Source organism: Clostridium isatidis (genome assembly GCF_002285495.1).
GTDB classification, from domain to species: domain Bacteria; phylum Bacillota; class Clostridia; order Clostridiales; family Clostridiaceae; genus Clostridium; species Clostridium isatidis.
In genome coordinates this window covers 2,255,519-2,280,882 of record NZ_CP016786.1, presented here as the reverse complement: position 1 = coordinate 2,280,882, position 25,364 = coordinate 2,255,519, and the positions used below count along the sequence as shown (strand labels likewise).

At 30.4% G+C, this 25,364-nt stretch carries 25 protein-coding genes; 22 read left to right on the top strand and 3 right to left on the bottom strand.

Translation table 11 applies throughout. The annotated features are described in order from the left end of the window. The first annotated feature begins 5 nt into the window (after positions 1-5). The 6 genes from BEN51_RS10760 to BEN51_RS10740 all read left to right on the top strand — a co-directional run bounded on the left by BEN51_RS10760 (position 6) and on the right by BEN51_RS10740 (position 4,790). Positions 6-1,385 (top strand): family 4 glycosyl hydrolase, encoded by a 1,380-nt coding sequence (locus BEN51_RS10760; RefSeq protein WP_119866060.1) that lies wholly within the window; start codon positions 6-8, stop codon positions 1,383-1,385. Further along, positions 1,376-2,092 (top strand): 6-phosphogluconolactonase, encoded by a 717-nt coding sequence (locus tag BEN51_RS10755; RefSeq protein WP_207652773.1) that lies wholly within the window; start codon positions 1,376-1,378, stop codon positions 2,090-2,092. The genes BEN51_RS10760 and BEN51_RS10755 overlap by 10 nt, the downstream gene beginning before the upstream one ends. 13 nt (positions 2,093-2,105) lie before the next feature. Continuing rightward, positions 2,106-2,408 (top strand): PTS sugar transporter subunit IIA, encoded by a 303-nt coding sequence (locus tag BEN51_RS10750; RefSeq protein ID WP_119866059.1) that lies wholly within the window; start codon positions 2,106-2,108, stop codon positions 2,406-2,408. A 12-nt stretch (positions 2,409-2,420) separates the two neighbouring features. Beyond that, complete coding sequence (locus tag BEN51_RS13935; protein WP_236906208.1) at positions 2,421-2,780, top strand: PTS sugar transporter subunit IIB; 360 nt, start codon at positions 2,421-2,423, stop codon at positions 2,778-2,780. Positions 2,781-2,783: 3 nt separating this feature from the next. After that, positions 2,784-4,097 carry a PTS sugar transporter subunit IIC gene (locus tag BEN51_RS10745; RefSeq protein ID WP_207652772.1) on the top strand — a complete coding sequence of 438 codons (1,314 nt, stop codon included), beginning with the start codon at positions 2,784-2,786 and terminating at the stop codon, positions 4,095-4,097. 90 nt (positions 4,098-4,187) lie between these two features. Then, positions 4,188-4,790: a YczE/YyaS/YitT family protein gene (locus BEN51_RS10740; protein ID WP_119866058.1), complete on the top strand. Its 603-nt coding sequence runs from the start codon at positions 4,188-4,190 to the stop codon at positions 4,788-4,790. A 449-nt stretch (positions 4,791-5,239) separates the two neighbouring features. On the opposite strand, the gene BEN51_RS10730 is transcribed toward BEN51_RS10740, so the two are convergent. Further along, complete coding sequence (locus tag BEN51_RS10730; protein ID WP_119866056.1) at positions 5,240-5,662, bottom strand: MurR/RpiR family transcriptional regulator; 423 nt, start codon at positions 5,660-5,662, stop codon at positions 5,240-5,242. Positions 5,663-5,842: 180 nt separating this feature from the next. Here BEN51_RS10730 and BEN51_RS10725 point away from each other — a divergent pair, with 180 nt between their 5' ends. Beyond that, complete coding sequence (locus BEN51_RS10725; RefSeq protein WP_236906206.1) at positions 5,843-7,405, top strand: PTS fructose transporter subunit IIC; 1,563 nt, start codon at positions 5,843-5,845, stop codon at positions 7,403-7,405. 3 nt (positions 7,406-7,408) lie between these two features. After that, positions 7,409-7,840 (top strand): fructose PTS transporter subunit IIA, encoded by a 432-nt coding sequence (locus BEN51_RS10720; RefSeq protein ID WP_119866055.1) that lies wholly within the window; start codon positions 7,409-7,411, stop codon positions 7,838-7,840. A gap of 168 nt (positions 7,841-8,008) precedes the next feature. Here the strand turns inward: BEN51_RS10720 and BEN51_RS10715 are convergent, their stop codons facing one another. Further along, complete coding sequence (locus tag BEN51_RS10715; protein ID WP_119864407.1) at positions 8,009-9,637, bottom strand: IS1182 family transposase; 1,629 nt, start codon at positions 9,635-9,637, stop codon at positions 8,009-8,011. A 144-nt stretch (positions 9,638-9,781) separates the two neighbouring features. On the opposite strand from BEN51_RS10715, the gene BEN51_RS13930 reads away from it, so the two are divergent. The 11 genes from BEN51_RS13930 to BEN51_RS10665 all read left to right on the top strand — a co-directional run bounded on the left by BEN51_RS13930 (position 9,782) and on the right by BEN51_RS10665 (position 23,189). After that, positions 9,782-10,375, top strand: a complete 594-nt coding sequence (locus tag BEN51_RS13930) for a glycoside hydrolase family 38 N-terminal domain-containing protein (protein WP_207652771.1) — start codon at positions 9,782-9,784, stop codon at positions 10,373-10,375. 290 nt (positions 10,376-10,665) lie between these two features. Then, the gene (locus tag BEN51_RS10710) at positions 10,666-12,387 is read left to right on the top strand and encodes a glycoside hydrolase family 38 C-terminal domain-containing protein (RefSeq protein ID WP_207652770.1); all 1,722 of its coding nucleotides are present in this window, start codon (positions 10,666-10,668) and stop codon (positions 12,385-12,387) included. 26 nt (positions 12,388-12,413) lie between these two features. After that, positions 12,414-13,307: an ROK family protein gene (locus BEN51_RS10705; RefSeq protein WP_119866054.1), complete on the top strand. Its 894-nt coding sequence runs from the start codon at positions 12,414-12,416 to the stop codon at positions 13,305-13,307. Positions 13,308-13,563: 256 nt separating this feature from the next. Further along, positions 13,564-14,484 carry a LacI family DNA-binding transcriptional regulator gene (locus BEN51_RS10700; protein ID WP_119866053.1) on the top strand — a complete coding sequence of 307 codons (921 nt, stop codon included), beginning with the start codon at positions 13,564-13,566 and terminating at the stop codon, positions 14,482-14,484. A 352-nt stretch (positions 14,485-14,836) separates the two neighbouring features. After that, positions 14,837-16,174, top strand: a complete 1,338-nt coding sequence (locus BEN51_RS10695) for a carbohydrate ABC transporter permease (RefSeq protein ID WP_119866052.1) — start codon at positions 14,837-14,839, stop codon at positions 16,172-16,174. 10 nt (positions 16,175-16,184) lie between these two features. Next, positions 16,185-17,006, top strand: a complete 822-nt coding sequence (locus tag BEN51_RS10690) for a sugar ABC transporter permease (RefSeq protein ID WP_119866051.1) — start codon at positions 16,185-16,187, stop codon at positions 17,004-17,006. A 17-nt stretch (positions 17,007-17,023) separates the two neighbouring features. Next, entirely contained in the window at positions 17,024-18,301 is a 1,278-nt protein-coding gene (locus BEN51_RS10685; protein ID WP_119866050.1) for a sugar ABC transporter substrate-binding protein, read from the top strand. Between the two features lie 16 nt (positions 18,302-18,317). Further along, positions 18,318-20,114 carry a glycoside hydrolase family 13 protein gene (locus BEN51_RS10680; protein ID WP_119866049.1) on the top strand — a complete coding sequence of 599 codons (1,797 nt, stop codon included), beginning with the start codon at positions 18,318-18,320 and terminating at the stop codon, positions 20,112-20,114. Positions 20,115-20,359: 245 nt separating this feature from the next. Beyond that, positions 20,360-22,384, top strand: a complete 2,025-nt coding sequence (locus BEN51_RS10675) for a methyl-accepting chemotaxis protein (protein ID WP_164704109.1) — start codon at positions 20,360-20,362, stop codon at positions 22,382-22,384. Between the two features lie 116 nt (positions 22,385-22,500). Beyond that, positions 22,501-22,686: a hypothetical protein gene (locus BEN51_RS10670; protein WP_119866047.1), complete on the top strand. Its 186-nt coding sequence runs from the start codon at positions 22,501-22,503 to the stop codon at positions 22,684-22,686. Positions 22,687-22,724: 38 nt separating this feature from the next. Then, positions 22,725-23,189, top strand: a complete 465-nt coding sequence (locus tag BEN51_RS10665) for a hypothetical protein (RefSeq protein ID WP_236906205.1) — start codon at positions 22,725-22,727, stop codon at positions 23,187-23,189. A 170-nt stretch (positions 23,190-23,359) separates the two neighbouring features. On the opposite strand, the gene BEN51_RS10660 is transcribed toward BEN51_RS10665, so the two are convergent. After that, positions 23,360-23,968: a superoxide dismutase gene (locus BEN51_RS10660; protein ID WP_119866046.1), complete on the bottom strand. Its 609-nt coding sequence runs from the start codon at positions 23,966-23,968 to the stop codon at positions 23,360-23,362. Between the two features lie 608 nt (positions 23,969-24,576). On the opposite strand from BEN51_RS10660, the gene BEN51_RS10655 reads away from it, so the two are divergent. From BEN51_RS10655 to BEN51_RS10645, 3 genes are all read left to right on the top strand, one after another. Continuing rightward, positions 24,577-24,768 (top strand): helix-turn-helix transcriptional regulator, encoded by a 192-nt coding sequence (locus tag BEN51_RS10655; RefSeq protein WP_119866045.1) that lies wholly within the window; start codon positions 24,577-24,579, stop codon positions 24,766-24,768. Positions 24,769-24,850: 82 nt separating this feature from the next. After that, positions 24,851-25,042 (top strand): hypothetical protein, encoded by a 192-nt coding sequence (locus BEN51_RS10650; protein ID WP_119866044.1) that lies wholly within the window; start codon positions 24,851-24,853, stop codon positions 25,040-25,042. A 20-nt stretch (positions 25,043-25,062) separates the two neighbouring features. Further along, entirely contained in the window at positions 25,063-25,341 is a 279-nt protein-coding gene (locus BEN51_RS10645) for a YqaJ viral recombinase family protein (protein WP_207652769.1), read from the top strand. The last annotated feature ends 23 nt before the right edge of the window (positions 25,342-25,364 follow it).

Here is a 25,364-nt window from a genome sequence, read left to right as displayed (position 1 = left end):
ATGTAATGAAATTATCAGTACTTGGTGGAGGAGGAGTAAGAGCTCCATTTCTAATAAAAACATTAGTTACAAATGCTAAAAGCTTGAATATCGATGAAATATGTTTAATGGATATAAATCAAAAGAAATTAAAGATATTCGGACAACTTGCTATTGAAATTGGAAATAAAATAGATTCAAATTTAAATATTTATGTTACATCAGACAAGGTAAAGGCTTTAAAAGATGCAGATTTTATAATAACTACTTTACGTGTTGGCGGAGATGAAGGAAGATATTTTGATGAAAAATTAGCACAAAAATATGAAGTTTTGGGACAAGAAACAACTGGTATTGGTGGCTTTGCAATGGCGCTTAGATCTATTCCAGCCATTAAGGAATATTTAGACTTAGCTAGACAAGTGTCCAAGCCAAATGTTAAGATATTCAATTTTACAAACCCATCTGGATTAGTGACACAAGCATTGATAAATGATGGATATACAAATATATATGGAATTTGCGATGGACCTTCTTCTTTTATTCGTCAACTTGCAGAAATGATGAATACTGATCTTAAGGAGTTTGATGTTACTTGCTATGGTTTAAATCATCTATCTTTTTATAGAGATTTTAAAATAAATGGTAGAGATGCAACTAAAGAAGTACTAGAACATGTAAATTTATTTAAAGATACTGAAATGAAGGTCTTTGATAAAGAAATAGTGCCATTACTAAATTATGAGTTGCCTAATGAGTATTTATACTTCTTTTTCTATAATAACAATGTAATTGAAGCAATTTCCAGAACAGGTTTTGCTAGAGGAGAGCTAATAAAAAATATAAATGAAAAAATGATTAAAGAGCTTGAACTTATGGAAGAAGAGAATCTGGAAAAGCGCTTTAGTGTTTATATTAAATATTTAATGGAAAGGGAAAATTCCTATTTTTCTATAGAATCGAATGGAAAACGTAACATTAAACATAAAGAAGTATCATTACAGGAATTTTTAGATGCTCCTGATAAAGGAGGGTATGCGGGAGTAGCTTTAAATATTATCCGTGGATTACAAGGTAAGGATGCTATTCCTATGACAATATTAGTTAAAAATAATGGATATATAAAAGAATTAAAAGATGATGATGTTATAGAAATAACTTGTGACATGGAAAATGGAGAAATAAAAGCAAGAACTATAGATAATATTCCTGAAGTTCAAATGAACTATATTAAATCAATTAAATTATTTGAGAGATTAACAGCAGAGGCTATTAAAGAAAAAAATAAGGAAAAAGCAATAAGGGCATTAATGGTTCATCCATTAATAAACAGTTATACCAGAGCTAAAAGTTTACTAGAAGAGCTATTAGCTCAATATAAAGAATATACTGGGGAATGGAAGTAATGAGGATAGAAATAGTTGAGGATTATAAAGAGTTATCAAAAAGACTTGGTACAATTATATTAGAAGAATTAAAGAAAGAGGGAGCAATTGTCCTGCCTTCTGGAGATACACCATTGGGAGCATATGAATATGTATTAGAAGAGTTTAAATTAAACCCCTTTGAAATTAAAGCTACTATTTTTGGATTAGATGAGTGGTGTGGTTTAGATAGAGATGATGAGGGAAGCTGTCAATATTATATGCATAAATACTTATTTGATAAACTTCCTTTAAAAGATGGACAAGTTATTGAGTTCAATGCAAAAGCTCTTGATTTAAAAGAAGAATGCCAAAAGATGAATCAGGTTATTGAAAAGGTTAAAAATTTTAACTTAGTTGTTTTAGGTATTGGAATGAATGGACATCTAGGATTAAATGAACCAGGAACTAGTTTTGAAAAAAATGCTCAGATAGTTAATTTATCTCAAAGAACTAAGGAAGTAGCGCAAAAATATTTTAAAAATAAGCAAAAGTTAGAAAAGGGTATCACTTTAGGGATTAAGAATTTTTTAGATGCTAAAAAACTAATTTTAGTAGCAGCAGGAAAGAAAAAGAAAGAAATAGTAAAAAAGATTATCGAAAGTGATGTTAGTGAAGAAATACCAGCAACAGCAGCAAAGTTGCACAATAACAGCATTTTATTGATGGATAGATTATGTATTGATTAGGAGGAGTTATAGTATGAATACTGAACAAATATGCTTTAAAATTATATCTCTTGCTGGTGAAAGTTTTAGTAAAATGGTTGAAGCATTAAATTCTGCTAAAGTAAAGGATTTTAATAGATCTGAAGAACTGTTTGAAGAGGCAAGAAAAATACTGCATGAGGCCCATGCAATTCATTCAGAACTATTAACAGCAGAAGCAAGTGGAAATAGTCCAGAGTTCTCAGTATTATTAGTTCATGCTCAAGACAATTTAATGAATACTGTTTTAGCGGAAACTATTTTTTCAGAAATGATTGAATTATATAAAAATAGATAGGAGTGAGTTATTATGGCAAATAAGATGAGTATTTTATTAGTTTGTAATTTAGGTGCGTCAACAGGAATAATGGTTGCTAAAATGAGAACGATTGCTGAAAAAAGTGAAAAGTTAAAAGGTAGAGAAGTTATCATTGATGCAAGACCTGCTGGTGATTTAAAGGAATATGTAGAAAAGTATGATTGTGTATTAGTAGGTCCTCAAATGAAACATAAATTTGAGGATTTAAAGAAAGTGTGTGATGTTCACAATAAGCCAATTGAAATTATTAATACTGAAGATTATGGAATGGCAGACGGAGGGAAAATATTATTACAAGCTTTACGTTTAATTTCTAATAGTAAGAAAAATAAAAAGAAAGAGAGTGTATAATATATGAATAAATTTGTTAGCAAATTAGAAAAGTATGTTGCACCGATTGCGAATAGAATAGAAAGTCAAAGGCATATCGCAACTATTAAAAATGGTATGATAAGCTTAATGGCGGTACTTATGGTAGGATCTATAGGAATGATTATTTCAGGTATAGGATCATTTTTCCCAGCTGATAGCTCAGTAGGAATGTTCTTTTCAGAATACTCATCAATATTAAATATACCATTTCAATATACTTACGCAGTATTATCTATTTATTGTGCTATATCAATTTCTTTTTACCATGCAAAACAGTTAGATATACCACCATTTCACTGCATAATAGCAGGAGTTTCTGCGACTTTAGTTTTAAATACTAAAGTTGTGGATGGCATTTTAGATACTGCCTTTTTAGATTCTAGAGGTTTATTTGTTTCTATATTTGCATCAATTTTAGCTGTTGAATTTATGAATTATGCAACTAAAAAGAATTTAACTATTCGCGTAAAAGGATTACCTGATATGATCGGAAAAACTTTTGAATCAATAGTACCTCTACTTCTAGTAATAGTTGCTTCAGCATTTATATCTCAAATAACTATAAGTTTAACAGGTGGACAAATAATTCCAGAATTATTTACCACAATGTTAGCTCCAGCTGTAACTGGTATAGATTCAGCTTTAGGAGTATTTACAATAATATTTCTAGAAATGATATTCTGGTTCTTTGGATTAAATGGGTATGCAATTTTAGTAGGATTTACATTACCATTTATGACTCAATATGTTGCTGCTAATGCAACAGCATTTCAAGCGGGGGCAGAGGTGTTGCCACATGTATTTACTGAAGCCTGGTGGGGAACTATTGCAGCAGCAACAGGATCAGGACTTACAGGAGCAATATCTATATTAGGATTAAGGAGTAAATCAAAGCAATTGAATGCAGCAGGAAAAGCTTCAATAGTACCAGCTATATTTAATATTTCAGAACCTGTAGTTTATGGCTTCCCAATTGCATTTAACCCATATTTTTTTATTCCATTTGTAATAGGAACACCAATATTAGCAACTATTAGTTACTTTGTTTTTAGATTGGGTTTCATTCGTCCGCCGGTTGCACAAGTTGGAGGAATGCCTACACCAATTGCTCAATATTTAATTACATTAGATTGGAAAGCACCTGTATATGCAATTTTAGTGATTGTTGCAGCTGTAGTTATGTATTATCCATTCTTTAAAATGTATGAAAAAAGTGTAATTGAAAAGGAAAAGGAAGCAGCAAGAAGAGAAGAAACAAATTTTGATGATGATATAGATTTTGATTTAGATTTTTAAAAAATAATATAAAAATATTATGGGAGATATTTAGAGTTTTTCTAAATTATCTCCTAATTTAATTTTAAATAAACTCTATGGAGGTAAATAATGAATTTAGATATTAAGAAGAGATTATCTATATTTTTGCTAGGAGCATTTATTCTAACACTTGGAGTTTCTTTAATAATCAAAGGGGATCTAGGAGCTGGTTCTTGGGATTCGGTTAATGTTGGTTTATATAATAAGATAGGACTATCTATTGGAACATTCGCTTTTATAATTGCTATTTTTATGGTAATTATTGCAGGAATTTTAAGGAAAGGAAAATTTAATTTTTATACATTAATAACAGCCTTTATACTTGGATATTTAACAGATTTTTGGATTTTTATATTAAATAAATTACTTACATTCAATAACATATATATTAGGATTTTATATTTACTTTGCGGAATAGTAATTTTATCCTTTGGATTAGCTTTATATTTAATACCAAACCTTGCTCCGAATTCCTTAGATGATTGTATGATGGCATTTAGAGAAAGGTTTAACTTAGGAGTAGGAATTTCAAAGGTTATAACGGACACTATTGGAATTATAATAGCATTTATTGTTTCTGGACCAATAGGCTTAGGAACTATATTAATTACTTTTTCTGTAGGACCATTAACTAACATAATATATAATAAATTGAGCAATAAATTATATTAATTAAAGGAAAAGGGAAATAGTATTAAATGTTATTTTCTAAAAAATCTTACTGAAAATTATATTTTTCAGTAAGATTTAATAATATAATTGAATTTAAATTTTACTTATTTAAATTATTTACTATAAGTTCAGTCTTATTTTTCCCCTCTATATCGATTAACCTTTCAAAGATTAAATCTGTTACGTATAGAAGTGTATACCTTGAATTTTTTGGGAAAAACTTCTCAGTGATAAATGTATTATTAAATATGTTTGTAGAAATAATATATTTAACTCTTTTTGAAAGGGTATTTTTATCCCTGTTAGACAAAAGAATGGTTAAAATTTTATCTCATATCTTTTTACAAAATTCAATAAGTTCTCTAGATTCTCCACTGTTTGATATTAGTAAAACAATATCATTTTCACCAATTTTATTTATATATTTATCTGTATCCTCATTATTATAATTAATAAATACTTTTGATGCTTTTATTTTTTTTTAATCTAAGATAAAAATCATAAGCGATACTACGAGACATTCCAGATGATAGAATGAATACTTTATCTGCATCTAAAATTAATTTAGCTGCTGTGTTAATAGAATTTATAGATATAGTAGTGTCAATGTTTTCAAAAATATTTATAAGTATGTTAATGTTAGAAAGACCGTAACTCTTTGCAGCATATTTGAATTCACTAAATCCACTATATCCGAATTTTTTACAGAAGGCATTGACAGTACTTATAGAGCAGAAAGTTGATTTTGCTATATCCCTAATAGTCAAAGAATCTAAGATATCTTTATTGTTAATTATATATTCAGCAATCATTTTATGAGTTTCAGAGAGAAAGGGATATTTCTCTTTTATTTGATTAAATATATTTTCCAATTTAAAATCACCAACTTAATATATAAGTTTTATAAGTAAATGTATCCAATAAAAGTATAGTCTATATAGCTATAAATGTACAGCCTATATATTTATACGAACAATTTCGATGAGTTAGAACAATTGTTAGAATACCCTGTAAATCTTGTAATAGAGGATTCTAATTTATATAATAACATCATGATACATGTATCAGCTGGTATAATAGGTAATAAAAAAGGAGAGGTAGAAATGAATAGTGATATCAAAAAAATTGTTGGTATAACAGCTTGTGCTGCAGGCATTGCCCATACTTATATTGCAAAGGCTGCTATAGAAAAAGTATGTAAGAAACTTGGAATTGAATGTAAAATAGAAACTCAAGGTACAATAGGAACTGAAAATGAATTAACTGCTCAAGATATAATTGATGCTGATGTTGTTATAATTGCATCAGATATAAATATAGATTTAGATCGTTTCTATGGTAAAAGAATTTTACAAATGGATACTAAAACTATATTAAAAGATACTGAGGATATAATTATTAATTCAAAAAAGAATTCAGTGGTTCATGGAGGAAAAGGAACAAAAATAAATGGGAAGATAGAAATGGGGACAAGTAGTAACAAGTTTGTAAAATGTCTTATGTCAGGACTTAATGATATGATCCCTATTACTATAGCAGCAGGTTTATTACTTGCCATTGCAAATGTTTTTGCCTTCCATCCTGATCCTAATAATGCAGATTTAGTTGTATGGGGATTTTCTGAAGATGGATTTGGTTTATTTATGTCCAAGCTTTTTGATTTAGGAAAAGTCGGATTTAACTTAATGATACCTATATTTGCTGCAGGGGTAGCTAGGGCAATTGGAGATAAACCAGCAGTAGCACCAGCATTTATATCCGGATGGATTATTAATGATGCCAACTTTTTAGGAACAGAAACCGGAGCTGGATTTTTAGGGGCTATCTTAGTAGGATTTGGTGTTGGTTATACTGTAAAATTATTGAAAAAGGTAAATTGGCCTCAAGTAACAAAAACAATTGTTCCAATATTAATAATACCATTAATTACAACTTTTATTTGGTATGTAATTATATACTTTGTTGTTGGACGCCCAATCTCAGCAGGTATGAACTCATTATATCAATTTATTAATTATATAACTATTGAATATTCAGCTGCACCAATATTATATGGAGCAATTCTTGGAGCAATGATGGGATTTGATATGGGAGGTCCAGTAAATAAGACAGCAATGTTAGTGTCATCAGCAATATTTGTTGATACTATGGCACAATATGGTCCAATGGGAGTAAATGCAGTTCCTCAAGCAGCAACTGGAGCAGCAATAGCAGTTGCACCTTTAGGAGCAGCAATAGCAACTTGGTTATTTAAGGATAGGTTCACAATAGAAGAACGAGCATTAGGTTCCTCAGCATTTATTATGGGGATGGTAGGAGTTACAGAAGGTGCAATTCTTTTTGCAGCAGCTCATCCTAAACTAATTATTGCAAATACATTATCATCAGGACTTGCAGGAGCTTTAGTTGCAGGAATAGGAATTCATTTTTATGGTGGAATAGGCTCGCCATTAGGAGCTTTTGTAGGTTATACAACAGGAGTTAAATTCTCATGGTTAATATGGATTGTATGTATATTTGCAGCAGCTTTTGTAAATGCATTATTATATAATTTGATATTAAAAAATAATAAAGTAAAGGTAAGTGAGAAAATTAATGAACAACAAAGTATTTAGCAAATCAATATCTTTTTCTTAAATGAAACATTAAAAAGTAAAGAGGAGTTTTTTGAAGTAATTTCTGAAAAGGCTCAAGAGTTGGGATATTTTGAAAAAGCAGAAGATTGCTTAAAGGGGTTAAAAGAAAGGGAAGCATTAGGTACAACAGGTTTTCAAGATGGATTTGCTATACCTCATTGTAAAAGTTCTAAAGTATTATTTCCTGGGATATTATTTTTCAAGACAAAAGCAATTGAATGGGATAGTTTAGATGAAAATCCAATTGAATGCTCTTTTGTATTATTAATTCCTGAGTCAAAAGCCGGTACAGAACATATAATATTACTTAGTAAAATTGCTACTGCTCTTATAGATGATGATTTTAGGGATAATATTAAAAGTGCATCAATTGATGAGTTGGAAAGATTAATAGAAGATATGATATTATCTTAGATAATAAAATAAATGGGGCTGTCGCATTAGCGGGTGAAAAAAACGCTAGCGACAGCTCCTATTTTTCAATAAAAAGAGAAGATTCGAATCTTTGCTGACAAAATAAAATTATTTCTTAAAAAAGGCGCACTTTAATAAGCCTAAGAAAAAAGACTTTTTTAAAATTAATTATGCAGTTTTCTTTATTTCAAATAAATGTTGTCCAGTTCGGCCTGCTTGGATTTTTCTATGAATTTTATTTATATTATGAGCCATTGCAAGCAATGTACTTTCGGCTAAAACATTTCTTTGTCCACGACACATGAACCTTCTAAAATTCATATCTTGTTTAACTTGCGCAAAGGAACCTTCTGCTTGAATACTCCTATTCATTCTTAGCAAGCAACCTTCATCACTAATTATTCTCTCTAAGTCTTCTTTTCTTTGACGATTAAATTTTTTTGAGGTTTCAAATTTTTTAGTTCTTTCTTCTAAAGGTGTTTTGCAATTATTTCCTTTAATGCATTTGCTTTTATATTTACAATCACTACAATCTTCACATGTATAAATTGTTTTTTCACTTTCATATCCTGTTTTTGATTTTCTTAATTTTACGCCTTCCATTTTTAACTTTTTACCATTCTGACATATGAAAATATCATTTTCAGGATTATAATCCATATTTTCTATTTTACCAATATCATTTTTATATTTTCTCGTTTTTGATAATTCGTAGTTAGCAGGTTTAATAAATGCTATTTGATTATTATCTTCAATAAAAGAATAATTTTCTTCACTTTCATATCCAGCATCAGCAACAATTTTTAAGTATTTAAAATTTAAATGTTCCTCCATAGTTTTTAAAAATGGTATTAGAGTCGTTGTGTCTGTGGGCTGAGGCCCTACCGTAAGCCAAGTAATGTATTCTGAATCTACTCCATGTTGTACATTATAAGCAGGTTTAAGTTGTCCATTTTTCATAGCATCTTCCTTCATTCTCATAAATGTAGCATCAGTATCTGTTTTTGAATAGCTATTTCTATCACCGCAAGTGTACACTTTCTGATTATATTCTTTAAATTTTGAAAGATACTCTTCAAGTTTTTCTATAGACTTTTGTAGTGTAGTTTTTCTTTTACCACATCCGTGGACGAATTCTATACCTTCTGATCTCTTCAACTCATAAAGCTTTTTTCTTAGCTTCTTCACATGTTTAATTTCTACTTTATCTTTATAAATTAATTTAATTCCATAAAGTTCTTCAGATTCTTTTACAAGGTCGGCTAATTTAATTAATAACTTTGCCATGTTTTTTGTAACAGCTTTTTTCCAAACAAAAGTATATTTATTTGCACAAGCTTCTATTTTAGTACCATCAATAAATATGTTGTTACCTGATACTTCTCCTATTTTATAAAGAAAATTAGTCATTTCAGCTAAAATCTTTTCAGAACATGGGGCGAAATGTAAACTTCTAAACCTTGCAAATGTTGAGTGATCCGGAGCGGAAGCCCCTTCTAGTAAAAACATAAAATTTATATCTCTACGGCAAGCTAGCTCAATATCACGTGAAGAATAAATTCCATTCATATAAGCGTATAGCATAATTTTCAGCATTTTCATGGGCGATACTTGATTTTCTCTTATTCTAAAATAAGTAGAATATAGCTCAGTCAAATCCATCTCCTCTACAAACTGGCTTAGTAATCGCACAGAATCATTACTTGGAATTATGCAATCAATATCAAAAGGAAGTTTTAGTTGATAAACCTTTTGATTTAAAGTATAATTTTTTCGTAAGATTTTTTTTATAGGCATGAAAAATATTTTACCATAAATCCTAGACTTTTAAAGTCTGGGATTTATTTTTTTCATCAAAAAGGAGCTTCACACTAATTATTTAGTGCGACAGCCCCATTTATTTATAAGGAAGTAGTTTTTAATATGAGAGGAGATTTAAATATGGTAAAGGTTAATGTAGTTAATCATACTCATTGGGATAGAGAATGGTATTTTACAACTATGGATACGCTTGTTTTAAGTGATCATGTTTTTTCTGAAGTTTTAGATGAATTAGAAGCTAATAAAGAGGCAAAGTTTTGCCTTGATGGTCAGATATCTATTTTAGAGGATTATTTATCAATAAATCCAGAAAGATTGGGGCAAATAAAAAAGTTTGTTTCCGAAGGAAGATTATCAATAGGACCATGGTATACACAAACTGATGATTTCTTAGTATCCGGAGAAGCTATTTTAAGAAATCTTGCTATAGGAATTTATGAAACAGAAAAAATAGGGAAATATATGCCGATTGGATATTTGCCTGATATATTTGGCTTTAATGCTCAGATGCCTACAATTCTAAGAAATTCAGGAATAGATAATATAATATTCTGGAGAGGAATAAATTTTGAAAAACATGTAAAATCCCCTTATTTTATATGGAAGGGATTAGGAAATGAACATATATATGCAATAAATTTAATTAATGGATATGGTGGAGGAGCAAGATTAAATACGTCAGAAGAGTTTAAAGAAAAAAATTATTTCCCTTAGTTAAAAAGATAAAAGAATTAGCAAATTTAGAAGAAATACTTATACCTGCAGGAGGAGATCAACTTAATATTATTCCTGATTTAAATAATAAACTTCAGGAAATTAGTAAAAATTCTGAGGATGAATATTTAGTAAGTAGTTATGAGGAATTTGTAGACTTTATTAGAAAGAATAGAGAGAAATTAAAAACTTATACAGGAGAGTTTAGGGAGCCCTCTTATGCCCGTGTTCATAAAAGTATAGGTTCTGTTAGATATGATATTAAGAAAACTAATTTTGATTTAGAACAAATGTTGATAAATAGAATTGAGCCCTTATATGCAATAGCAGAAAGCTTAGGAATAGATATAAGTAAAAATCTTATAAATACAGCATGGAAAAAGGTATTAGAAGGACAAGCTCATGATGGAATGGGAGGCTGCATTACAGATAATGTAGCAGAAGATGTATTATATCGTATGAAACAGGCTAGGGAAATTTGTGAAGCCGTAGAAAATTTGATCAAAAGAAAGATAGCCGAAGGAATTGGTCTAAAGGAAAATGAAGTAATAGTATTCAATACCTTGCCATATGAGTTTAAGGGATATAAGATTGTTGAATTTATGAGCAAAGATGAAAATGTCTATTTAAAGGATACAGATGATTTTAGAATACTTTCTGTTAAGCATTTTGAAGGAAAAAAGGATATGTTAATTGAGGAAGCAGAAGGAAATTATTATATAAATGAAGATCCTTATGTTAAAGTAACAGCCCTTGCGAAAATATCCTTACCTGCAATGGGATATAAGGTATTTGAAATAGCAGAGGGGGAAGTTCAGAAAGCTTTTATAGATGAAAAATTAGAAATTAGTAATGAGACTTATAAAATTTATATTGTAGATAATAAAATTTGTTTAAAATTAAAGAATGGCAAAGTAGTAGAAGATTTCATATTCTTTGAGGACTGTGGTAATGATGGGGATACTTACGATTTTTCTGAATTAAGAAATGATAAGCCAATATATTTTAGAGTTACAGAAGGAATAAAAGAAATTAATGGGCCACAGGAAAAATTAATTCTATCAGGAAGGAAATTGCTGCCTAAAAATCTTGAAGCAAGAATAACAAAAAAAGAATTAGAGAATCTTGATTTAAAATTAGAAATTACATTAACTAGAGAATCTGAATTAATTTCTTGCAAAATTATTGTTGATAATAAGATAGACAGCCATAGACTTAGAGTAGGAATAAAATCAGATATATATTCTAAAGAATCAATAGCTTCAGTCCCTTTTGGATATATTAAACGTCCTATTTTTAATGGAAATCTTTCAAAGGATTGGCCTAGAAAATATGTAGAAATACCAATAGACATAGAAGTATTTGAAAGTACAGCTGCTATTACAAATGAAGAATATACCTTATCTGTTTATTCAAAGGGAATAAAGGAGTATCAAGTAATTGATGATATTTTATACTTAACTTTATTATCAACTACAGGGGAGTTAGGTAAGCCAAATTTATTATATCGTCCTGGACGTGCATCTGGTGATACTACTAATAAAGGACATGTTATGATTCCTACACCATTAGCACAGCAGCATGGAATTAATGAATTTGAATTTGCTATAGTATTAGAAAAGGCTTCCTTTGATGGAAAGCTAATAGATAAACGCTATGAAAGCTATACAGCTCAAAACATAACTTATCAAATGCAGACTTTTAATAAGTTTATTAATAGACTAGATAATAAAATTCAAGCATCAGCAAAGAATCTTCCTAAATTTGACAGAGAATATTCCTTGTTAGAATTAGACAATAATCTTGTATTTAGTAGTCTTGCACCATCATTAAAGGATAAGGCAATATTATTAAGATTAAAAAATTCAACAGATAAGAGCATGGAAGTAAAAATTAAAGACTTTAGAAAATTCTCTAACATTTCAATTGTAAATAATATAGAGGTTGAGCAAGAAGGTAAAGATTTGATTATTAAACCATATAATATGCTTACAATAAAACTTTGGTATTAAATTTTACTTAATAAGGGATAAGCAATATGAGAAAGTATTTAGCCTTTGATATAGGCGGAACAAATCTAAAATATGGAATAGTCACAGAGGAAGCAGAACTGATTTATAAAAAAATAATTAAGATTCAAGATACTTATAAGGAATTAGTTGATTATATTTGTAAAATATATGATGAAACTGATGATATAGAAGAAGTTATAGGGATTAGTTGTCCGGAAAGTTATAATAAGGAAAAGAAAATAATTGAAGGAAGTTCTGCTTTAAGTTATATAATAGGAGAAGATTTGTTAGGAGACATAAAGAAGAAAGTTAATGCTGAAGTTATTATTGAAAATGATGGAAACTGCTCATTACTTGGAGAAATTTGGAATGGAAAGGCCAAGGGTAAAAAGAATGTTGCCCTATTTGTAGTAGGTACGGCAATTGGCGGGGCAATATGTATTGACGGAAAAATAATTAAAGGGGTTAATAATAGTGCTGGTGAACTAGGATATATGCTCCTTAGAAATGATGTAAAAAATATGAATTTTAATTCTTTAGGAGGATTAAGCTCTGTAGGCGGGATTGTTGAAAAGACTAGAGAAGTTCATAAGGGTAAAATCACTAATGGAATAGAGCTTTTTAATGAATTTGATAAAAATAAACAATTAAAAAAAGCAGTTGAAGAATATATTACTTATCTTTCATTGGCCTGTATAAACATTCAGTATATTATAGATCCTGAAGTTATCATTATCAGCGGGGCAATTAGTTCTAATGATAAGTATATAGATATTTTAAAAGAAAAGGTTGATGAAATATTGAAAATAAAAACATTCCATAAAATAAAGCCAACTATAGTTAAAGCGATTTTAGGTAATGATTCTAATTTATTAGGGATTGTATATAAGTATAAGCAAGAAATAGAATATAAAACTTAAATTCTAAAAGGGCTTTTCAATAAAATTTGAAAAGCTCTTTTATTACACACCATAACTCATATCTTTGTTGGAAAACCCATTTATTATCCAGTACAAAGTAAATCCTAGACTATATGCAATAAAGTCATAAAAGTCTCCAGTGTTAGTAACTAGATATATTGGAAGTATTATTTCTCAAGACGAGAATGCCAAAATTGACACTAACGATTTCCCAATGTATACTTAAAGGCATAAGTAAGGGTATAGAGGTGGTTAGATGTCTGCAAAAAGAGTAACAATGAAGGATATAGCAAGGGAGGCTGGAGTTTCGACAGCTACTGTTTCCTATGTTTTAAATTATTCAAACAAGGAAAAGATAAGCCATGAAACAAGGATGCGTATTTTTGAGGCTGCCAATAAGCTTAAATATGTTCCCAATATGAATGCCAAGTCCCTAGCAAGCAAGAGAAGTTATATGGTTGGAATAATAATCAACATAGAAGCTGAAAATAAAAAGAGCAAATTGCATAACTATTACGATTTAGCAAGGGAAATGCAGAGAAAGTTAAATGCTTTAGGCTATGATGTGCTTTTACTGCCGAGTAAGGAAGTTATGAAGGATTTAGAAATAGGACAGAAGCGTTCTTTGGATGCGATTTTTATAGTGGATTTAGATAAGGGAACCTTTAAGAAAATCGCCAATCAATTTTATGTGCCTGCAATTTTTATAGATGGATACATAGAGGATGACATCTTTTATAAGATCCTAACTGATTTTGATGAAGTCATGGATAAAGCAGAGGAGTATTTAGGAAAGGACTATTATGTTGTTATGGATGATTATTCAAATAAGACAAGCTTAGAGACCATAGAAAAAAGGGTGCCAAGGGAGGATATCTTTATTAATAAATATGAAAATAATCTTAGGGAGTTTTTGGAGAAGAGAAAGGATAAAAAGGGTTTGGTCCTTGGTGAGCTTCTTGGCATGCAGCTAGAAAGGTATGTAGATAATAAAAATCTCTGTGTAGTTGTAAACAGCGAAAAGGATATTATGCTGTTGCCAGATACTAAGAGAATTATTGTAAGCAACAGGGAAAAGGCAGAAAGGGCAGTAGAAGTTATGGAAAAATTATTAAGGCTGGAAAATAAAGAAGAGAATAATCATGTTATATATATAAAATCACTAAAAAATAAATAAAAAGCTTTAGAAAATTGTGCAAGTATACAAAAGCACAATTTTCTTTTGTTTATAATTACAAAAAATTAAGTGATTAATAAAAGTCTGGCAGCTGTAGGAAGTCTTGCAGCTTCTAGACTTTTTTATTTAATAATTTACTTAACAAAAAAATTTAAGTAAATAGAAGATAGTTTACATAAAGAGAGGCTTGTTAGAACTTCCAAAGTTAGCCATAAAAAGCAATTATAGATTGAGATTGTTTACAGAAAAGGTTATAATTTCAGTAAGTTAAACGCATAAGTTAAATTTAAGAGAAGATAAAAATCTTAATAAACGAGGAAGTTTTTAGATTATTTAAGAAAGGGAGATTAGGGTGAAAAGAAAAAAGGCATTAATCTTATCAATTTTTTTCTGGGGAAGCGGACAGTTTTTTATATGTAAGCAAAGATTAAAGGGACTTATCCTATTTGCATTTCAGTTATTGATGATATCAATTGAATTATTCAGCGGATATTGGCTTGAATATTTTGCAGGTTATGTAAAGGATTTCTCAATCAGGCTCCATGGGGGATTTTTTACAAAGGGCTTTTGGGGCTTGATTACCTTAGGAGAAAAGGCAGGGGGAAAGTATGGAGACCATTCTACCATGCTTTTAATTAACGGAGTAATAGCTTTATTTACTTTAGTTATCTTTATAGCTGTTTATATTTTCAATCTTAAAGACGCCTATCAAACAGCTAAAGGGATAGAGGAAAGTGGAGAATATATAAGCTCAAAAGATTACTTTATAAAATTTAAAAATAAAAATTTTCCTTACTTAATCCTAATGCCAATTGGAGCTGCCTTCTTATTTGTAGTTATTATGCCAATAATTTTCTCAATCTTAACAGCCTTTTTAAATTACAATAGGGATCACCTTCCTCCAGGAAAGCTGTTAGATTGGGTTGGACTTGCTAATTTCAAAAAAATCTTTACAGTTCCAATTTGGTCAAAGACCTTTATTAAGGTATTAGCTTGGACAATAACCTGGACCTTAGTAAGCACCTTATCTTCATATTTTTTAGGTCTTTTGCAGGCAATAATATTAAATCATAAGGGAGTAAAATTTAAAAAACTATTTAGAACAATCTTAATACTGCCTTGGGCAATTCCCCAAATGATCTCCCTCTTGGTTTTTAGAAATCTTTTAAATGGGCAATTTGGACCATTAAACAGCTTCCTATTAAAGCTGGGAATTATTTCAGAGAACATACCATTTTTATCAGATCCAAATATAGCTAAAGTCACAGTTTTAGTGGTTAATCTATGGCTTGGCTTTCCAGTCTTTATGGTTATGATGTTGGGAGTATTGTCAAACTTAGATAAGAGCCTGTATGAAGCAGCTTATATTGACGGAGCAGATAAATTTCAGGCCTTTATGAAAATAACCCTGCCTCTAGTATTTAAGGCTACTCTGCCCAATTTAATTATGAGCATGGCAGCTAATTTTAACTCCTTTGGGGCAATATATTTTCTGACTCAAGGGGGACCTATAAATGAAAAAATGCAGTTTGCAGGGGATACAGATATTTTAATTTCCTGGATATATAAGCTGACCTTAAATCAGCAGATGTATGATATTGCGGCTGTTATGAGCGTTTTACTATTTATCATCATAGGGGCTGTATCCTATTGGAACTTTAGAAGAACTGTAGCTTTCAAGGAATTATAGGAGGAAGATCATGAAAAAGAAGATAACAGGATTTTTAGTAAATTTAGAGCTTATTATTATGTCCTTAATAGTAATAGTGCCTGTTTTATGGATTATACTTTCTGCCTTTCAAAAGGGAAGTGGACCCTTAACAGAAATAAATTTTAGCAATTTAAGCCTAGATAACTTTAGAAGACTATTTGCAGAGACCAATTATTCGCTATGGTTTTTTAATAGCTTAAAAATTGCAGTTGCCAGTACAATATTTTCCTTGATTTTAATCATGCTGACCTCTTGGATAATGTCCAGATTTAAATTTAGGGGGAAGAAGGCAAGCCTTGTGACAATAATGATAATTTCAATGTTCCCTACATTTTTGTCAATGACAGCCATATATACCCTATTTCTTCTTTTAGGTCTGATAGGAAAGCCAATAAGCATGATAATTGTTTATGCAGTAGGGGCAATACCCTATAATACCTGGCTGGTAAAGGGTTATTTAGATGGAGTTCCATATGCCATAGACGAGGCAGCTTATATTGATGGCTGCAGCAAGTTTCAGGTTTTTTACAAGATAATAGTTCCTATGTCCAAGCCTATTATCACCTATTGTGCTGTTTCCCAATTTATGCTTCCTTGGATGGACTTTATTTTACCAAACATACTGCTGTCTACAGATAAATCAAAAACCTTAGCCGTTGGTTTATTTGCATTAATAAATGGAAAGGAGAGTGTTAACTTTACAATCTTTGCTGCAGGAGCAATCCTAATTGCTATTCCAATTACAATAGTATTTATTATTTTCCAAAAATATTTAGTTCAAGGCGTCTCTGCCGGAGCTGATAAAAGTTAATTAGGAGGGGGTATAAAATGAAATTTAAAAAAATAATAAGTTTAACTTTAGCTGCATCAATTATAGCTGCTGCTATAACTGGATGTTCTAAAAAGGAGATACCAACTGAAGATGAAAATGCTTTTAATGATAGTGCTGAACTTAAACCAGAGGAAGGAGCGGAACTGACCTTTTGGACCCTATCTGGAGATTCAGAATTTGGACAAGCTATTGCAGAAGCCTTTGAGGCAAAATATGGGGTAAAGGTTAATGTTCAGGAAAATGGCTTAGATTCAGTTAATAAAATGATGTTAGATGGGCCAGCTGGCAATGGGGCTGATGTATTTATGGCAGCCCATGATAAGTTTATGACAGCAAAGGATGCAGGTCTTTTAGCAGAGCTAAGTGAAAAGTCTTCAGAGACAGTAAAGAATGAAATCAATGAAGTAGCAGTAAAAACTGTTAGTACAAATGGAAAGATTTATGGGGTGCCAGTATCTATAGAAACTTATGCCCTGCTTTATAATAAGGACTTAGTTAAGGGAGAAGCAGCTAAGACCATGGAAGAGATTATGGAAGAAGCCCTTAAATATAATGATCCTGCTTCGAATAAGTTCTGGTATTTAACTGTTCCAACAGATGGCTATCCAGCATTTCCTTTTTTAAGTCTTTATGGCTTTGAATTATTTGGGGCAGATGGAATAGATGAAGATAATCCAGGATTTAATAGTGAAGAATTTAAAAAGGGCTTAGAAAAGATAGCAGAGCTTAAAGAAATTATTCCTATTAAGGCAGAAGACTTAAAAATGGAGACCATGTCCCTTCTTGAACAAAACTTTAAGGAAGGAAAAACTGCTTACTATCCAATAGGACCATGGCTAATCAAGTCCCTAAAGGATGAAAAGGTAAACTTTGGAGTAACAACTCTGCCAACTATGGATGGAAGGCAGTTAAAATCCTTTAGTGCTGTTCAAAATGCCTATGTATCTTCCTATTCAAAATATCCAAAGGCAGCTGAATTATTTGCCCTATTCCTAGCCTCAGAAGAAGCTGCTCAAATTTTATATGATAAAGCCTACAGAATTACTGCCAGGGAAGATATATCTAATATAGAAGGCCTAAAGGATGATGAGGAATTAAGAGTATTTTCAGAAGCCTTTAAGACTTCAGTTCCTATGCCAAGCTCAAAAAGAATGTCCTACTACTGGACAATAATGCAGGGAGTATTAAATTCTGTATTTGATGGAAACCTAAGTCCAGAGGAAGGAGCAGCAAAAGCCCAAAGTGACTTTGAAGCCTTGGTTGCAAGCGAATAAGGAAGGAGAAACTAGCATGAATTTTGCAGCAATTATACATGAAGCTAAAAGCAATCTTGCCTATGCCTATGATAAGGAGACCCTTCATGTAAGAATAAAAACTGGCAAAAATGAAGTAAAGAATATTGAAATATTAGCAGTAGATCCCTTTAACTGGATTCCAAGAAAGGATGGAAGCGGCATATATGATTTTGATATAGCCTCAGTATATAAGATTAAAATGGAAAAGGAGCAGATTACAAGAGATCATGACTGCTGGTTTGCAGAAATTAAGGATATAAAGTGGAGAAGAATTAAATACTGCTTCATCCTGGAAAATGATAAGGAAAAATATATCTATGGAAGCCACTACAGGCATCCATACACAGAAGATAAGGATAGACTGTATGACCTATCAAATTACTTTAACTACCCCTATATAAATGAAGAAGATTTATATAAGGCTCCAGACTGGGTAGAAAATACTGTCTGGTATCAGATCTTTCCAAAGAGCTTTTATGGGGGAGAAAAGAGTAAGGAAGGAACTTTACAGGGAATTATAGAAAAGCTTGATTATATTAAGGAAGCTGGCTTTAATGGGATATACCTAAATCCAATCTTTGAGTCACCTAGCCAGCATAAGTATGATACTACAGATTACTTTAAGATTGATAAGGAATTAGGAGATAATGAGACCTTTAAAAAATTGGTTGAAGAAGCCCATAGGCGAGGCATTAAGGTCATGCTGGATGCAGTCTTTAACCACTGTGGTTTTAACCATCCTTACTGGCAGGATGTAGTAAAGAAGGGAAGTAAGTCTAAATACTTTGACTGCTTCTATGTTCTGAATCCTAATAAGCCAATAGTAGCAGGAGAAATAATAAATGGTAAGCCTCAGGTAGTTCCAAGGGAAGAATTAAATTACTTCACCTTTGCCTATACCCAGTCCATGCCAAAGTGGAATACAAGTAACCCTATTGCCAGGGAATATCTTTTAAAGGTGGCAAGCTATTGGGTTGAAAAATATGATATAGATGGCTGGAGGCTGGATGTTTCAAATGAAGTATCCCATGATTTCTGGAGGGAATTAAGGAAGAGATTAAAGGCTATTAAACCAAGCCTCTATATTCTAGGAGAAAATTGGGATAATTCCTATCCTTGGCTAAGGGGAGACCAGTTTGATGCTGTTATGAATTATGAGTTTTCAACTCCTATCTGGTCCTGCTTCCGATTAAATAATAAGGAAAAAATGAAATACAGCCTAGATGACTTAAAAGTTGAATTAAGCAGGCTCTTAGTAAGCTATCCAAAGCATTTAACAAGAAATCTCTTTAACCTCCTAGACAGTCATGATACTGAGCGTTTCTTTAGCTTGGTGCAGGAAAGAGTAGAGCTTGCAAAGTTTGCCTACTTAATACTACTGACCTTTCCTGGCTCTCCATCTATCTATTATGGCAGCGAAATTGGCATGACAGGGGTAGAACATACTAACAGACAGCCAATGATTTGGGATAAAGATAAGCAGAATAAGGAACTTTTCTCCTTTATAAAAAAATTAATCCAGCTTCGTAAAAAGTATAAGAGCTTTAGGTCTGAAAATCTTAGCTGGATAGAACTTGAAGGCCTTGATAATGTCTTAAGCTATAAAAAGAAGGGCAGGGAAGAAGATTTATATGTGATTTTAAATATGGGTGAAAAAAATAAGAAGTTTAGCCTTCCAGAAGAAATGAGAAATTTAAAGCTTAGGGACTGTCTTGAAGATAAGGAGCTTTTATTAGATAGTGAAATTGAACTTTTCCCATATGATTATAAAGTTCTTTTACAAAAGAAATAGTATTTATGTTTAAAGCCAATGCTTATATAAGTGTTGGCTTTAAATATGAAAAATAACTACAAAAATGGATAATAACTTGATTGCACAACTTAAGAAAAGAAATCCAATCCTAATATTGTAAACTATGTCATCATATGAAAAATAAAGAAAATTAGAATTGGAAAAGTATACTATATATTTTCATTGTTTAAATATTTTACGAGATATATAATTTAATCGAAGTATATTATATGGAGTGGATACTTATGAAAGGTTTAAACAAAAAAACATTAAGGTTTAAAATTGGATTTATACCTATTATTAGCGTTCTTATAGCCATTTTGCTTATAACGGCAAGTATAATTTTTATTGCTAAAGAATCAATTATGAAACAAGTAAAGACAGATGGAATAATGATTGCAAATCAGGCTGTTTCTCAACTTGAAATAAATGATACTGCTTTAGAAATAATGAATTCAAATGTTGAAGCAACTGCTAAAAACATAGCTAATTTCATAAATGATAATGAAAAATCCATAAGTAATGATTTTTTAAAGAAAATTGCTCAACAATTTGAAATAGATGAAATAAATATTGGAAATAAAGAAGGAGAAATTATAAATTCTAATTTAGAAACTAGTATAGGCAGTGTTTACGATGCAGACCATAAGGCTAGTATAGTTCTTAGGGGCGAAGCTGATGTATATATGGAGAATATTAGAAAAAGTAGAGAAACAGATGATTACTATAAATATGGTTATGTAAAAAGAAATAGTGGCGGAGTTATTCAAATAGGAATTTTGGCTAATAAAATTCAAAGCTTTAGTGATAGTGTTGGCTATCAAGCTTTAATAAATAGTATAAAAAAGGAAGAAAACATAGTTTATGCCTCCTATGTAGACAAGAACTTTAATATAGTTGCCCATTCAATAGCAGAGGAAGTTGGAACAGTACGTGAAGATGAGGCGGTTAAGAATGTATTAGAAAAAGGAGAAACTTATACAGCTAAGTATTTTTTTGATAGAGAACAAGTTAATGTATATAGTATTATTGTTCCAGTAAAAGAAGGAAATGATATTATTGGTGTTATTGATATTGGTCTTTCCCTAGAAAATGTTGAAGATACTATTCAAAATATAATAATCATTGCATCCATAATAGCAATAGTTTTATTTATAATTATTTTTACTTTATTAGCTTTAATTTCTAGATCAGTTATAAAACCAATTAAGGAACTTTCAATTTCCTCAAAAAATATAGCTAATGGAGAGTTATATCATTCTATAACTGTTGGAAGCCAAGATGAAATAGGAGTTCTTGCTTCTAGTTTTAGAGATATGGTTAATAATTTAAAAGATATAATAGTAAATATTCAAAGTAAAACTAATGAAACAGGTGAAATGTCAGAACAGCTTTCTTCCTCATCTAGCCAATTAAGCTCTGCATCAACTGATGTAAGTTATGCTATTCAAGAAGTTGCACAAGGCATTACAAGTCAAGCAAATGACATTTTAGAAATTACTAATTATATGTCAAGGTTAGCGGAAGAAATTGAAGGTATACATAATAAAATGGATGTAGTAAAACTTAATGTTGATGATGCTGGAACTAAAGCAAATGAAGAAGTTGAAAATATAGATAATATATTAACTTCCTTTACTAACTTAAGAAATGGATTTAATGAAGTAGTTAAAAAAGTTAGTATTTTATCAACTAGTATATCTCAAATAGGAAGTATAACTGAAGCTATAAATGGAATATCTGAGCAAACTAATCTTCTAGCTTTAAATGCAGCTATAGAAGCAGCAAGAGCTGGAGAAGCAGGCAAGGGATTTGCAGTTGTAGCTGAAGAAGTTAGAAAACTTGCTCAAGAATCTAGGGATGCTACAGAGCAGATAAATTTATTAATAAATTCAATTACAAATGAAACAGATGAAGTAAATAAAACATCAAAGGATGTTGAAGAACTTATAATAAATCAGGTAAGGGCTGTAGAACAGACAACTAATTCATTAAAAGATATTATTAATGCTTTTTCAAACATTACTCCTTTAATTGATGATACTTATGAATACATAGACAGCACTCTTAATTCTAAGGAAATTGTAATGGATAAAATCCAAGGAGTTTCATCAGTATCTCAAGAGGTATCAGCTACTACTGAGGAAATTGCAGCATCTTCAGAGGAAATGATGGCTAGTGCTCAAGAAGTATCTGCTTATGCCTCAAGACTAAGAGACATATCAAAAGAATTAGTTGATGGAGTTAGTAAATTTAAATCAGATAAGTAATTAGTACATATTATAAATTAAATATTAAGCTAAATAGACTTAGATAACCTAATATCTAAGTCTATTTTTATAATATTACTAAAATCTTAATAATAAAAGCATTATCAGATAAAACAATGATGCTTATAGGGATAGTATTAATATCAATAGGAATTATATTTACTCTTGTTGTATCTTTTGCCTATGAAATAGTTTATAGTAAAGATATAATTGGATGGATAGATTTTATTTACGATTTTCTGTTTTTTAGTGGTGTGGCATTTATGGGAATGGCATATAAGAAAAAACATGGAAGTAAATAAGGTTGAAAGGGATAGTATTTAATATAGGAAGGAAAATAATGATGAACAATAGAAATACGAGTTTAAAATGGTTAAAAGAAAAAGTAAATATTTTTATTGATAATAGAATTGAAGATGTCAATAATCCGATAATGGGTGTTTATGGAATTTTTGTTGAAAATGAATTAGAAAAAAATAAAAAGTGTGTATATGTTGGACGTTCAGAAAGTATATATGATAGAATGTTTTCATCTAATGGACATGTTTCTATGATGAAGAATAGAAAACATTTTATTTCAATATTAAATGAAGCAAGAGAGAATGAGAAAATAAAGGTATTTATAGAGGTATTAGAAGAAGTTCATTTTGAGTTTGATAATTATTTTAAAGATATGCAACGCTTAGCATCAGCAGAAAATTATCATATTAATAAATATCAAAGTATGAATCAGTGTTTACATCAAGTTCCAGAAGGTACAAAGATTAGTGAAGATGCTTGGGAGAATATGAAAAAGAAATATTAAAATAACTTATTATGTAGATATAATTTTATTTATGATTTTTTAGTTAGTATGTAAAACACATGGACAAATTTTGAAGAAAAAAATACTAAAGCAGAAGCACAAGCAGCTTATTATAAAAAAAGGACTTATCAAAGGAGCAGATTTCCTTCGATAAAGCCTCTTTCTAATTATTAGTTAGCAAAATTTTCTTCTGCTTGTTTCCAGTTAACAACCTTCCACCAATTTTCAATATATGCAGGACGCTTGTTTTGGTAATTTAGGTAGTAAGCATGTTCCCATACATCTAAGCCTATTATTAACTTATAGCCTTCTGAAATTGGACTGTCTTGGTTAGCTGTACTTATAATTTTTAGATTTCCTTCAGCATCTTTAACTAACCATGCCCAGCCTGAACCAAATCTTGATGCAGCTGCTTGAGCAAATTGAGCCTTAAATTCTTCTACTGATCCAAAAGTTTTAACTATAGCATCAAGTAAAGCTCCTGATGGTTCTTGATTATGATCTGGAGACATTATATTCCAGAAGAAATCATGGTTGTAAAGTCCTCCAGCATTATTTATAACAGCTTGTCTAATATCTGCTGGTATTGCATCTAAGTTCGATAATATTTCCTCTAAACTCTTTTCATAGAATTCAGGATATTTTTCTAAAGCCTTATTTAAATTGTCCACGTATGCTTGATGATGTCTGTCATGATGTATTTCCATTGTTAAAGCATCGATATATGGTTCTAAAGCATTATATGCATATGGTAATGGTCTTAAACTAAATTTATTCATATATAATCACCTCATTAATAACATTTTTATAAATTATTGATAACCTTAATCAACTAATAATTATTATCAATTGATATCTTTGATTATATTATACATCAAATTAGAAATTTGTCTAGACTAAATTTTCAGATAATTTGAAAAAATTATAAGTTTTCAGATCCTATTCCCCTTGCTCCAGTATCAAAATGAACATTGTGACCAATATCTATTCCTATTTTCATATATAAGAACCTCTCAAAAATTTCTTTTTCATATTTTATATATACAGAAGTTGCGTATATAATAAAATCCAGCTAGTTTATTTTTTCTAAAGGCAAAAAGAAATAAATATAATATTTGATTTTGCAAGAATATAAGAAAAGCCTAAGGACTTAAAGTTACTAGGCTCTTTTTTTATAAAATTTTTAAAAAATTTTTCTAAAAAATTGCAAGTTAAGCATATTTAATAGTTAAAAGTTAAAAAATTAATTAAAAATTTTTTCTAAAAAATTTTAACTTCAGGGTATTTATTAAGTGAAAGACAAAAAATAAGATTTAAAAATAACTTTGGGAATGGACAAGTTTCCTTAAAGAGAAAAGCAAGAAAAATCAAAAAAGGAGAGGATAAAATGATCAATGAGGAATTAAAAACACTAAGATTAACAAAGGGCATAACCCAGGCACAACTGGCAGATAGGCTGAATATAACTACATCTTCCTACTGCAGAAAGGAAAATGGAAAGCTAAGATTTTCCCTAAAGGAAGCAAAAATACTAGCTAGAATCTTCAACAAAAGCGTGGAAGAACTTTTTACAAACTAGAGCTTCCTTATTGGGAAGTCTTAAAAAATATTTTTTATAAGTTAGTTGCGTAATAAACAATAGACTTAGAAAGGAGCATATTATGGAAAAATTAAGTTTACCAGAATTTTGTTATGACTATTATTATGAATTTGATAAGGAGTATCCAATAGCCCGCTGCGATCATTGCCATAAGTTAATTATGTCCAATGATGATGCTTATAAATTTGAGGATGATATTATTCATGCTGACTGTCTCTATGATTATATGGAGAAGTACAAGCTTATATGGTAACTAAAGGGGAGGAGTTTCTTATGGAAAGGTTAAACTATATACAAAATGAATATATGCAGTCTTTCATATTTAACAAAAGAAGTTCTAGAAGGCCCTACAAGCTAGACTGTGAGATTTTAATAAAAACCAAGGATTTAGACCATAAGGAATGGCTTAGGGCAAGAAAGCTTGGAATAACAGGAACTGATATAGCAGCCATCGCAGGAGAAAATAAATACAAGTCAGCAATGGCTGTTTACCTAGAAAAAATCAGTGATGAACTCTCAGAAGACACAAATGAAAAAGCTACAAGAGGCTAAGATTTGACCTAAAGGCCTTAAAA